The sequence below is a fragment of the Bradyrhizobium sp. HKCCYLS20291 genome (genome assembly GCF_051167715.1).
GTDB lineage: Bacteria > Pseudomonadota > Alphaproteobacteria > Rhizobiales > Xanthobacteraceae > Bradyrhizobium.
In genome coordinates this window covers 473,111-485,205 of record NZ_JBNPTO010000005.1, presented here as the reverse complement: position 1 = coordinate 485,205, position 12,095 = coordinate 473,111, and the positions used below count along the sequence as shown (strand labels likewise).

The 12,095-nt window shown below is 65.4% G+C and carries 12 protein-coding genes; 5 read left to right on the top strand and 7 right to left on the bottom strand.

All coding sequences use genetic code 11. The features are described from left to right. Window positions 1-208 precede the first annotated feature (208 nt). The 7 genes from ppk2 to napE all read right to left on the bottom strand — a co-directional run bounded on the left by ppk2 (window position 209) and on the right by napE (window position 7,270). On the bottom strand, window positions 209-1,327 hold the full coding sequence (ppk2, locus tag ACQR07_RS15150; RefSeq protein WP_434903063.1) for a polyphosphate kinase 2: 1,119 nt from the start codon (window positions 1,325-1,327) through the stop codon (window positions 209-211). A gap of 313 nt (window positions 1,328-1,640) precedes the next feature. Continuing rightward, entirely contained in the window at window positions 1,641-2,750 is a 1,110-nt protein-coding gene (locus tag ACQR07_RS15145) for an ATP-dependent DNA helicase (RefSeq protein WP_434903062.1), read from the bottom strand. Window positions 2,751-3,091: 341 nt separating this feature from the next. Next, on the bottom strand, window positions 3,092-3,754 hold the full coding sequence (locus ACQR07_RS15140) for a NapC/NirT family cytochrome c (RefSeq protein WP_434903061.1): 663 nt from the start codon (window positions 3,752-3,754) through the stop codon (window positions 3,092-3,094). Next, window positions 3,751-4,203 (bottom strand): nitrate reductase cytochrome c-type subunit, encoded by a 453-nt coding sequence (locus tag ACQR07_RS15135; protein ID WP_434869558.1) that lies wholly within the window; start codon window positions 4,201-4,203, stop codon window positions 3,751-3,753. The genes ACQR07_RS15140 and ACQR07_RS15135 overlap by 4 nt, the downstream gene beginning before the upstream one ends. Before the next feature lie 23 nt (window positions 4,204-4,226). Next, entirely contained in the window at window positions 4,227-6,731 is a 2,505-nt protein-coding gene (napA, locus tag ACQR07_RS15130) for a nitrate reductase catalytic subunit NapA (protein ID WP_434903060.1), read from the bottom strand. 15 nt (window positions 6,732-6,746) lie between these two features. Further along, window positions 6,747-7,067, bottom strand: coding sequence for a chaperone NapD (locus tag ACQR07_RS15125; RefSeq protein WP_434903059.1), 321 nt, complete (start codon window positions 7,065-7,067; stop codon window positions 6,747-6,749). Window positions 7,068-7,084: 17 nt separating this feature from the next. Further along, window positions 7,085-7,270, bottom strand: coding sequence for a periplasmic nitrate reductase, NapE protein (gene napE, locus ACQR07_RS15120; protein WP_434903058.1), 186 nt, complete (start codon window positions 7,268-7,270; stop codon window positions 7,085-7,087). 385 nt (window positions 7,271-7,655) lie between these two features. Between napE and ACQR07_RS15115 the strand changes: the two genes are divergently transcribed. Genes ACQR07_RS15115 through ACQR07_RS15095 form a run of 5 tightly spaced genes read left to right on the top strand, consistent with a single transcriptional unit; the run spans window position 7,656 to window position 12,093 of the window. Then, window positions 7,656-8,612 (top strand): aliphatic sulfonate ABC transporter substrate-binding protein, encoded by a 957-nt coding sequence (locus ACQR07_RS15115; RefSeq protein WP_434903057.1) that lies wholly within the window; start codon window positions 7,656-7,658, stop codon window positions 8,610-8,612. A 36-nt stretch (window positions 8,613-8,648) separates the two neighbouring features. Next, the gene (gene ssuD, locus ACQR07_RS15110) at window positions 8,649-9,824 is read left to right on the top strand and encodes an FMNH2-dependent alkanesulfonate monooxygenase (RefSeq protein ID WP_434903056.1); all 1,176 of its coding nucleotides are present in this window, start codon (window positions 8,649-8,651) and stop codon (window positions 9,822-9,824) included. Further along, window positions 9,821-10,627: an aliphatic sulfonate ABC transporter permease SsuC gene (gene ssuC / locus ACQR07_RS15105; RefSeq protein ID WP_434903055.1), complete on the top strand. Its 807-nt coding sequence runs from the start codon at window positions 9,821-9,823 to the stop codon at window positions 10,625-10,627. The genes ssuD and ssuC overlap by 4 nt, the downstream gene beginning before the upstream one ends. A 9-nt stretch (window positions 10,628-10,636) precedes the next feature. Further along, a complete protein-coding gene (locus ACQR07_RS15100; RefSeq protein WP_434903054.1) occupies window positions 10,637-11,503 on the top strand; it encodes an ATP-binding cassette domain-containing protein in 867 nt (288 codons plus the stop codon). Between the two features lie 14 nt (window positions 11,504-11,517). Next, window positions 11,518-12,093, top strand: a complete 576-nt coding sequence (locus tag ACQR07_RS15095) for a flavin reductase family protein (protein ID WP_434903053.1) — start codon at window positions 11,518-11,520, stop codon at window positions 12,091-12,093. Window positions 12,094-12,095 lie beyond the last annotated feature (2 nt).

Genomic DNA, 12,095 nt, shown 5'->3' with positions numbered 1-12,095 from the left:
AAATCGCTCCGCTCAGAGAATCATATTCGCACCACGGCTGGCATCAAAAGATTCACAGCCTCGTAGGGTGGGCAAAGCGGCCGCCGCAAGGCGGCAGCGTGCCCACCGTCTTTCGGCAAGCCCGCGGTGATATGGTGGGCACGGCGCCACTGCAATCGTGCGGGTGGAGAGGGCAGTTTTGCGCCTCTGCCCACCCTACGACCTCACATCAGCTCGCGTGCTCCTCGCGCTCGTGGATGACGCTGGCGCGGCCGACGATCAAATCGTCGACATGGCCGATGCGCGAGACGTCCTTGCCGGCATAGGGCAGGGAGTGCAGCACGCAGCGCATCGCGTTCAGCCGCGCGCGCTTCTTGTCGTCGGACTTGATCACGGTCCACGGGCAGTCGGCGGTGTCGGTGGAGAAGAACATCGCCTCCTTGGCGCGGGTGTAGTCGTCCCATTTGTCGAGCGACGCCGTGTCGATCGGCGACAGCTTCCACTGCTTCAGCGGATGCGCCTCGCGCTCCTTGAAGCGGCGGCGCTGCTCGTCGCGGCTGACCGAGAACCAGAACTTGATCAGATGCATGCCGCTGCGCACGAGGTTGCGCTCGAACTCCGGCACCTGGCGCAGGAATTCATCGTACTCGGTCTGCGAGCAGAACCCCATCACGCGTTCGACGCCGGCGCGGTTGTACCAGGAGCGGTCGAACAGCACGATCTCGCCCGATGTGGGCAGATGCTCGACATAGCGCTGGAAGTACCATTGGCCGCGTTCGACGTCGCTCGGCTTGTCCAGCGCGACGACGCGCGCGCCGCGCGGGTTGAGATGCTCCATGAAGCGCTTGATGGCGCCACCCTTGCCGGCGGCGTCGCGGCCCTCGAACAAGAGCACCAGGCGCTGCCGCGCGTCCTTCATCCAGTTCTGCAGCTTGAGCAGCTCGGTCTGCAGGACGAATTTCTGCTCCTCATAGTCCTTGCGATACATGCGGTACTTGTACGGGTAGCCGCCGTGGCGCCAATTGTCGGAGAGCTCGTCCGAGGTGCGGCGCTTGTCGCGCTTGGCCTTGCCGTCGATCAGCGCCCGCATCAGCTTGGCGTCGTCGGGCGAGGCGCCATCCAGCATCGCCTTCACCGGCGCGCTGTCGGCATCGAGCGCCGGCGGTCCGTTCAGCACGGTTTCGAACGCGGACAGCTCGGTGATCCGCGCCGCCTGCATCGATTCGTCGACCAGCGACTGCGCGATCGGATCGAGCGTTGTAGCGGATTGCTTGCGCGCGACGCGCGTCGTGGCGCTCGCGCGCTTGCCTTTGGACGCGCTGCTCTTGGTACCCTTGGAGTTTGCCATGCGATTCCGCCCCGACTGCTGTTGCCGTACAGACATGTGAATCGATTTTTATCCGCCAAGCGCGCTGCGGCAGGTTGACCTGGATCAACGGGTCGCAGGCTTCGCGCGAGCAGGGCAGGGCGATACCGTTCCCGCCGTTTCGTCGTCTGAACCGGGTGGGCGATTATTTTGCTTCATGCCCGGGCTCGTCCCGGGCATCCACGTCGTTCCACAGCGCCGTGCGACGTGGATGGCCGGGACGAGCCCGGCCATGACGGCGCGGAGAGAGCGATAGCAGCTTCGACGAAGTGAGCGCGCGGATATTAGGGAAGCGTCACACCACGATGCTCAGCCGCTTCGCGGCCCGCGTGATGCCGGTGTAGAGCCAGCGGGCGCGGGCTTCCTGAAATGCAAAACTTTCGTCGAACAGCACGACGTCGTCCCATTGCGAGCCCTGCGACTTGTGCACGGTCAGCACATAGCCGTAGTCGAACTCGTCATAGGGCTTGCGCTGCTCCCACGGGATGTCCTCGATGCCGCCGGCGAAGCATTCGCCGCGCACCGAGACCTTGGTCACCTTGCGGCCGAAATCCTCTTCCGGTGCGACGCGCATGGTGACGATCTTGGACTTCGAGGTCGCGCGCGACTTCACCCGCCACAGCCCGCCATTGAACAGGCCCTTCTTGCGGTTGTTGCGCAGGCACACCAGCTTGTCGCCGGCGACGGGCAGCGCGTCCTCGATCTCGAGGCGCTGCCGGAAACGGTTGTTGTAGGCGCGCCGGGTGGCGTTGCGGCCGACCAGCACCTGGTCGGCCTCCATGACGCGTGACGGATCAAGCTCGCGGCGCTCCACCACTTCGCTCTCGCCGTAGCGGCCGATGTCGAGCGTATTGCCCTCGCGCACGTCCATCGACATCCGCACGATGGGATCGTCCTGCGCCTGGCGATGCACCTCGGTCAGCATCACGTCCGGCTCGTTGTCGGTGAAGAAGCCGCCGCCCTTGACCGGCGGCAGCTGCGCGGGATCGCCGAGCACCAAGAGCGGGCAATCGAACGAGAGCAGGTCGCGGCCGAGATCGGCGTCGACCATCGAGCATTCGTCGATGATGATCAGCTTGGCCTTGGAGGCCGGCGCGTCGTCCCACAATTCGAAGTTCGGCTGCTCCTCGCCGGTCTCCTGGGCGCGGTAGATCAGCGAGTGGATGGTGGAGGCGTTGTCGCAGCCCTTGCTGCGCATCACCAGCGCCGCCTTGCCGGTGAACGCCGCGAACTTGACGTCGCCATCGACGCCCTCGGCGATATGGCGGGCCAGCGTGGTCTTGCCGGTGCCGGCATAGCCGAACAGCCGGAACACCTGCGGCGTGCCGTTCCGGCCGGGCTTTTCCTTCAGCCAGTCGCCGACGGCCTTGAGGGCGGAATCCTGATGGGGAGAGAAGGTGGTCATGGCTCACAGAAATGGAGCCGCGGAGCGACTCGGGACATTCCGTGAACCTAAGGGCTGATGCGGGGAGATCAAGCGCTGGATGAGGGAGAGGGCCGCCACGTTCCGCGCTGAGATGCCGAATGTGCGTGGAAGTCGAGCACGTGCGACCCGGACGGTGCGCCCCTCCCCCTTGCGGACCCTTGCGGGGAGGGGGGTAGACCGCTGGCGCGGCGACAGCATCGGATGTTTGCGAGAAAAGGTAAGTGGAAGAGGCGGACGACGGTGCGCTCCCTCTTCACGGGGAGAGGGTTGGGGTGAGGGGCGGCCGCACGGGAAGTGCGTATTAGAAAGCGCTAAGAACCCTACTGCCAGCCCGGCACGCCGCGCATGTCCGGCAGATGATGCGCGATGCCCTTGTGGCAGTCGATACAGGTCTTTTCGCCGGTGAAGAGGAAGCGCTGGTGGGCTTCGACGGCGCGGGGGGACTGCTTGGTGATGTCCATCGATTGCGAGCTGTGGCAGTTGCGGCACTCCAGCGAATCGTTCGCCTTGAAGCGCGCCCATTCGTGCAAGGCCAGCTCCAGCCTGCGGTCGGTGAACTTCTCGCGGGTGTCGATCGAGCCGAACAGGTGACCCCAGACCTCCTTCGAGGCCTGCATCTTGCGCGCGATCTTGTCGGTCCAGTTGTGCGGCACGTGGCAGTCCGGGCATGACGCGCGGACGCCGGAGCGGTTGGAGAAGTGGACGGTCGTCTTCAGCTCGGCGAACACGTTGTCTTTCATCTCGTGACAGCCGGTGCAGAACTTCTCGGTGTTGGTGATCTCGAGCGCGGTGTTGAAGCCGCCCCAGAAGATCACGCCGGCGACGAAACCGGCGAGCACCAGCACGCCGAGCCCGAAGATCGAGCTCGGCTTCAGCAGCACGTCGATCAGGTCGAGCACGAACTGCCAGGTGCGGCGGATCAAGCCGAGCCGTTTTTCGGGGGCCGGCGTTCCCGTCCCCTGCGGGATGTCGGCGCTGCTCATCGCTTGCCACCCGGCTTGTCGTGCGACAGCACGGTGTCGATGTCGACGAAGTCGTTGCTGACCGGCGGAGTGGCGACACTCTGCGACACATGACACTGCGTGCAGAAGTAGCGCCGCGGCGATACCGACGCCAGGAACTGGCCGTCGCGATCCATGAAGTGGGTGATCGACAGCATCGGCGCCTTGGATTCGGCCGTGCGCGCGCGGGCGTGGCAGGACAGGCATTTGTTGCCCTGCATGTCGACCTGATAGCCGTCGATGGAATGCGGGATCACCGGCGGCTGCTCTGGATAGTTGCGCACCTCCTTCTCGGCGGTGTTCTTGGTCGGCTGCATCGGCGGCGCCGGGCCTTCGTCGTTGAGCGGCGTCTGGCCGCGCAGCGAGGACGAGACGCTCTGGGCGAGCAGGGCGCTCGAGCCGGCCGCCAGGCTGGCGGCGAGCAGCATCATGGCAAGTTTCTTGATCATGGTCGTCACACCCGCTCGATGCGCACGGCGCATTTCTTGTAGTCGGTCTGCAGCGAGATCGGATCGGTGGCGTCGAGCGTCACCTTGTTGATCAGCTTGGATTCGTCGAACCACGGCACGAACACGAGCCCGCGCGGTGGCTTGTCCCGGCCGCGGGTTTCGACGCGGGCGCGGATGAAGCCGCGCCGCGAGGCGACCTTGACCTCGTCGCCGCGCCGCAGGTTCGCGGCCTCGGCGTCGTCCGGATGCATGAAGCAGACGGCTTCGGGGAACGCCTTGTAGAGTTCGGGCACACGACGCGTCATCGTGCCGGAATGCCAGTGCTCGACGACGCGGCCCGTCGACAGCCAGAACGGATAGTCCTTGTCGGGCGATTCCGCCGGCGGCTCGTAGGGCAGCGCGAAGATGCGCGCCTTGCCGTCGGGGAAACCATAGAACTGCACGCCGGTGCCGGCCTTGACGTAGGGATCCGAGCCCTCGCGGAAACGCCAGCGCGTCTCCTTGCCGTCGACGACCGGCCAGCGCAGGCCGCGCTCCTTGTGATAGGTCTCGAACGGTGCCAAGTCATGGCCGTGGCCGCGGCCGAACTCGGCGTATTCCTCGAACAGGCCCTTGTGGACGTAGAAGCCGAACGCCTTCGATTCGTCGTTGGCATAGCCCGGCTCGATCTGGTCGAGCGGGAACTTGTCGACTTGGCCGTTCCTGTAGAGCACGTCGAACAGCGTCTTGCCGCGGACATCAGGCTTCTTGGCGATCAGCTCCTCCGGCCAGACCTCCTCGATCTTGAAGCGCTTCGAGAATTCCATCAGCTGCCACAGGTCCGAGCGGGCCTCGCCCGGTGCCGCGACGAGCTGATGCCAGAACTGGGTGCGGCGCTCGGCATTGCCGTAAGCGCCTTCCTTCTCCACCCACATCGCGGTCGGCAGGATGAGGTCCGCGGCGAGCGCGGTCACCGACGGATAGGCATCGGAGACGACGATGAAATTGTCGGGGTTGCGGAAGCCCGGATAGGTTTCCTCGTTGGCGTTCGGGCCGGCCTGCAGATTGTTGTTGACCTGCACCCAATAGGCGTTGAGCAGGCCATCCTTCAGCATCCGGCTCTGCAGCACCGCGTGATAGCCGGGCTTGTCGGGGATCGTGCCCTCCGGCAGCTGCCAGATGTGCTCGGCCTTTGTGCGATGCTCCTTGTTGGTGACGACCATGTCGGCGGGCAGGCGGTGCGAGAAGGTGCCGACCTCGCGCGCGGTGCCGCAAGCCGAGGGCTGGCCGGTCAGCGAGAACGGGCTGTTGCCGGCCTCGGCGATCTTTCCCGTGAGCAGATGGATGTTGTAGACTAGGTTGTTGCACCAGACGCCGCGGGTGTGCTGGTTGAACCCCATGGTCCAGAACGAGACCACCTTGGTCTTGGGATCGGCATAGAGCTCGGCGAGCGCCTGCAGCCGGTTCAACGGCACGCCGGACATCTCGGCGGCCTTCTCCAGCGTGTAGTCCGAGACGAATTTTGCATATTCGTCGAACGAGATGTCGGTGGCGTCGTTGGCTTTGGCGGCACCCGTGGCCTTCTTCTGCAGCGGATGCTCGGGCCGCAGGCCGTAGCCGATATCAGTCTGGCCCTTCTTGAATACGGTGTGCGCCTGGACGAAGTCCTTGTTGACGCGGCCGGTCGTGATGATGTGGTTGGCGATGGCGTTGAGGATGTAGAGGTCGGTCTGCGGCTTGAACACCATGCCGACATCGGCGAGGTCGAACGACCGGTGCTCGAAAGTCGAGAGCACGGCGACCTTGACATGCGGCGCCGACAGCCGTCGATCGGTGACGCGGGTCCACAGGATCGGATGCATCTCCGCCATGTTGGAGCCCCACAGCACGAAGGCATCGGTCGCCTCGATGTCGTCGTAGCAGCCCGGGGGCTCGTCGATGCCGAAGGTGCGCATCATGCCGGCCACGGCCGAGGCCATGCAGTGCCGCGCATTGGGGTCGATGTTGTTGGTGCGGAAGCCGGCCTTGAACAGCTTTGACGCCGCGTAGCCTTCCCAGATCGTCCACTGGCCCGAGCCGAACATGCCGACGCCGGAGGGACCACGCTTCTTGATCGCGTCCTTGAACTTCGACGCCATGATGTCGAAGGCTTCGTCCCAGGAAACAGGCGTGAACTCGCCGTTCTTGTCGTACTTGCCGTTGGTCTTGCGCAGCATCGGATGCGTCAGGCGATCATGGCCGTACATGATCTTGGACAGGAAGTAGCCCTTGACGCAGTTGAGGCCGCGATTGACCTCGGACTTGATGTCGCCATGGGTGGCGACGACGCGGTTGTCCTTGGTCGCGACCATCACGCTGCAGCCGGTGCCGCAGAAGCGGCAGGCGGCCTTGTCCCATTTCAGCTCGCTCTGCTCGCGCTCGGTGACGAGGTTGGCGGCGCGCGCAGCGGCCGGCATGCCGGCGGCAGCTGCGGCAATCGCGGCGGCCTCCAGCTTCAGCATCTGACGGCGATCGATCTTTGCTTCGGTCATGATGGTCTCGGTTGATTAGCCGGCGTCGATGGCGTGGAAGACGAGGCAGGCGGAATGCACGCAGGGAATCGCTGATATCGTGGTCATGGTGGCGCCGAGCGCGCCGGCATTGGGCGCGTCGACCACCACGATCAGCTTGCCGCGCTCGTCGCGGCCGTGGATCTCGCAGCCGGACAGCGCGAGGATCTCGGCCGACACGTGGTCGAGCTGATCGGGTCGGGTCTGCACGATGATCGAGGCGATCTCGCCCGAGGGCGGCGCGACCACCGGCTCGGCCGCGAGCACGCGGCCGGTGATCAGGGCGCGCCGGTCGAGAGCAGTGCGGGTTGAGAGCATGCGAGCCGTCCTTCCGGTCAATGCGCTGCGGGCGGGCCGGGCGGCCCGGCCATCATCTGGTAGACCCACACCGCGAGTCCGTAGGAGCCGACGGTCGCCACCGCGAGCGCGGGCATGATCACGGCGGTGAGGAACAGGAAGGCAAAAATTTCCATGCGTCTGCGGCGCGAACGCGCATTCGCATCGCTGCCAACGAGCGACATGAGAGAATTCTCTGCTGTGTGTGCGGGAGGAGAGTTTGCGGCATCCGGGCCGCGCCTGAACGATATACTACATTGGGCGACTGGAACCGGCGTTGATGTGGATCAAGTCGTGGAACCGCCCTCGGGGTGGCGGGCCGCAACTTCGGATTCGGCCCGGCTTGCACGCGATCTTGGTTGATGCGCCGTGAAGACGCGTGATCGCCTCGTCAAGGGTGAGAAATTATCGCTGCATTGCGTGGCGCAGCCGATACGAACATCCCCTCTCGCAGCGAGCTGACAGGACCCGCATCGCTATTTTTTCGGGGTGCTCGACACGCGTTCGGCCGACCACCATCATCTCTCGCATCGCATCAACGTCGATGCGCAGCTGATCTCGGAGAGGGCCATGAAGCGTCGTGATTTTCTGAAACTGTCGATGGCATCGGCTGCACTGATGACTTGCGCCGCGCCGTTGCGCGCCGAGGACAGGCCGAAGGAGATCCGCATCGGCACCCAGAAGGGCGGCTTCTTCCCGGCCGTGAAGGCGCGCCGCACGATCGAGAACACCTTCAAGCCACTCGGCATCGACATCGCATGGGTCGACTTTCAATTCGGTCCGCCGCTGCTCGAAGCCATCAACGTCGGCAGCGTCGATTTCGGCTATGTCGGCGACGCGCCGCCGATCTTCGCGCAAGCCGCGAGCGCCAAGATCCGCTATGCGGCGGCCGTGAAGCAGAACGGCAGCAGCCAGGCGATCATCGTGCCGAAGGACTCGCCGATCCAGACGCTGGCCGATCTCAAGGGCAAGCGCGTCGCCTTCGGCAAGGGATCGAGCGCGCACAATCTGCTGGTCGCCGCGCTGGAGAAGGCGGGCCTCGCCTGGAGCGACATCACGCCCGCGCCGCTGGCGCCGGCCGATGCCACCGCCGCCTTCGTCAAGGGCTCGGTGGACGCCTGGTCGATCTGGGATCCGTATCTCGCGCTGGCCGAGCTGAAGGAGAATGCCCGCATCATCGTATGGGACAAGGACGTCCACAAGCCGAATTCGTTCTACATCGTCGGCAGCGATTTCGTCGAAAAGTATCCGGCCATCGTGGCCAGGCTGAACGCCGCCTTCGCAGCCGAGGGCGTGTGGGCCAACAGGCATCACGAGGAGGTCGCCAAGGCGCAGGCTGAGGCGACAGGCGTCGATCTCGATGCCGTCAAGCGCTTCGTCGACCGCTCGGTCTACAGCGTCGTGCCGATCGACGACGAGGTGATCAGGAGCCAGCAGGCCGTGGCCGACCGCTTCGCCCGCGTCGGTCTCATTCCGAAATCCATCAACGTCGCCGACATCGTCTGGAAGTGGACGCCGTCCACCTGACGCCTGATCGCGCGCAGCAATCCGAAAGTGAACAACATGAGCAATGCATCGAAGCCCAACGTCCTCTGGTTCCTGCCGACCCATGGCGACGGCCGCTATCTCGGCACGTCGCAGGGGGGCCGCGAGGTCAACTTCAACTATCTGCGCCAGATCGCGCAGGCGGCCGACCAACTCGGCTATTACGGCGTGCTGATCCCGACCGGGCGCAGCTGCGAGGATTCCTGGATCGTGGCGTCGGCGGTGGCGCCGTTCACCGAGAAGTTGCGCTATCTCGTGGCCGTGCGCCCCGGCCTGCAGTCACCGGCCGTAGCCGCGCGCATGACCGCGACGCTCGACCGCGTCAGCAATGGCCGCCTGCTCGTCAACGTCGTCACCGGCGGAGACCCGATCGAGAACAAGGGCGACGGCATCTTCCTGTCGCATGAGGAGCGCTACGAGGTCACCCGCGAGTTCCTCACCGTCTACAACAAGCTGCTCGAAGGCGAAGCCGTCAACTTCGCCGGCAAGCACATCACCGTCGAGGACGGCCGGCTGCTGTTCCCGCCGGTGCAGTCGCCGCGCCCGCCGCTGTTCTTCGGCGGCTCGTCGGATGCCGGCATCGACGTCGCCGTCGACACCGTCGAGAAGTACCTGACCTGGGGCGAGCCGCCGGCCGACGTCGCCGCCAAGATCGCCAAGGTGAAGGCGGTTGCCGACAAGCGCGGCCGCAAGCTGTCGTTCGGCATCCGCCTGCATGTCATCGTACGCGAGACCAACGAGGAGGCGTGGGCGGCGGCCGACGACCTCATCAAGCACGTCACCGACGACACGATTGCCTCGGCGCAGAAGATCTTCGCCCGCATGGACTCGGTCGGTCAGCAGCGCATGTCGCAACTGCATGGCGGCCGGCGCGACAAGCTCGAGATCAGCCCGAATCTGTGGGCCGGCGTCGGCCTCGTCCGCGGCGGCGCCGGCACCGCGCTGGTCGGCGATCCCGACACCGTGGCGGCGCGGATCCGCGAGTATCAGGATATCGGCATCGACACGTTCATTCTCTCCGGCTACCCGCATCTCGAGGAAGCCTATCGCTTTGCCGAGCTGGTGTTCCCGAAGCTGGGTCTGAACGCGGTGGAGCAGGGCGGCAACGTGACGAAGCTCCGTACAAACACCGGCCCGTTCGGCGAGACCATCGCCAATGAGCATCGTCCTCTGCAGCGGGCGTCGCAGTCATGAGCCTGATTGAAAGTCTTCCCAAGGCCCGCAAGCTCGCGGTGCCCAAGGCGGATGGTCTGCTGCCGTGGATCGTTCCGCTCGCGATCCTAATGATCTGGCAGGCGGCCTCGGTCGCCGGCCTGGTCTCGCCGCGGGTGCTGCCGGCGCCGAGCGATGTTGCGCGCGCCGGCTGGAAGCTGTTGTGGTCGGGCGAGCTCGGCCGCAACATCTGGGTCAGCTTCTGGCGTGCCTCGATCGGCTTTTTGATCGGCGGCAGCATCGGCTTCGCCTTCGGGCTCGCCAACGGCCTCTCGCAGTTGTCGTCCAAGCTCACCGATACGACGCTGCAGATGATCCGCAACGTGCCGCATCTGGCGCTGATCCCGTTGGTCATCCTGTGGTTCGGAATCGACGAGAGCGCAAAACTGTTTCTCGTCGCGCTCGGCGTGTTCTTTCCGGTCTACCTCAACACGCTGCACGGGATTCGCACCGTCGACCCGCAACTCATTGAAATGGGCCGGGTCTACGGCATGACGGACGGCGAATTGTTTCGCCGCGTGATCGTCCCCGGCGCGCTGCCGTCGATCTTCGTCGGCCTGCGCTTCGCGCTCGGCATCATGTGGCTCACCTTGATTGTTGCCGAGACGATCGCGGCCTCATCGGGCCTCGGCTACATGGCGATGCAGGCGCGCGAGTTCATGCAGATCGACGTCGTCGTGCTCTCCATCCTGATCTACGCGCTACTCGGCAAGCTCGCCGACAGCGCCTCGCGGCTGCTGGAGCGCCTGACCCTGTCCTGGCATCCGGCTTTCAGCAAGCATTGAGGTCTGTCCATGCAGCAAGTGCTCCGAATTCCCGTATCCGAGGTCGAGGCGATCGACGGCACCGATGTGATCGGGCATGCTGAGGCTTTCCGCCATGTGAGCAAGCCAGGCGTGACTCCGCAGCCGGACAACAACGCAACGCGCGGCCTGCCGCTCGTCATCCGCGATGTGCGCAAGTCGTTCGGCGACAACGAGGTGCTGCGCGGCATCGATCTGGAGATTCCGGCCGGCCAGTTCGTCGCCATCGTCGGCCAGAGCGGCTGCGGCAAGAGCACGCTGTTGCGGCTGATCGCAGGTCTCGACAAGCCGACGTCCGGCACGATCAGCTTCGGCGAGGCTGCGGCGCGGCCGGAGGACGTCCGCGTGATGTTCCAGGAGCCGCGGTTGCTGCCATGGGCGCGGGTGCTGGCCAATGTCGAGGTCGGCCTTGGTCGCGACCGCAAGGCTGCGGGCGCGCATGATCGGGCGCGGCGCGCGCTGGAGGACGTCGGGCTGGCCGAGAAGCGTGATCAATGGCCGGCGGTGCTGTCGGGCGGCCAGAAGCAACGTGTGGCGCTCGCCCGCGCGCTGGTGAGCGGGCCGCGGCTGCTTGCCTTCGACGAGCCGCTTGGCGCGCTCGACGCGCTCACGCGCATTGCGATGCAGCGGCTGCTCGAGGGGGTCTGGGCAAACCAAACCTTTACCGCAATCCTGGTCACCCATGACGTCGCGGAGGCTGTCGCACTTGCGGACCGGGTCCTCGTCATCGAAGATGGCCGGATTGCCGAGGACATCACGGTCGGTCTGGCGCGGCCACGTCAGCGCGGATCTGCCGGGTTGGCCGCGCTGGAAGGCTCGATCCTGGCCCAGTTGCTTGGACCGGGCACGACGGGGTAGGAAAGACCAACGCAATGAACTCCATCGTCCGTCACATGCCTGATGCCACGGCGCTCCAGCCGGATTTCCGCTCTGCGATGCGCCAACTGGTCGGTGGCGTCAGCGTCATCACGGTCGGACGTGGCGATGACGTCACCGGCATGACGGTGAGCTCGCTCGCATCGCTGTCGATCGATCCGCCATCGGTCGTCGTCAGCCTCAATCGGAATGCCTCGTCATGGCCGATCCTGCAGCGCGAGCGTGTTTTCGGCGCCAATCTGCTGGCGGCGGACCAGATCGGCGTCGCCGAGCGGTTCTCGGGTAAAGGCGGGCTGCGGGGCGCCGAGCGGTTCGCCGGCGCCGACTGGCGCAAGCATGTCACCGGTGTGCCGCTTCTGGTCGGTGCGCTCGCCGCGCTCGACTGCGAGGTCGAGGAGATCATCGAGCGGCATTCCCATGGCATCGTGATCGGCCGCGTCGTCCATGTCGACGTGGCGCCGCAATCGGCGGCCCTGGCGTATTGGCATGGCAGCTATGTGTCGGTGGATCGCGACGACGACCGGGCGGCATTGGCTGCGCTCAGTGTGCCGGATCCAGGCTTCACGCCGTAGGC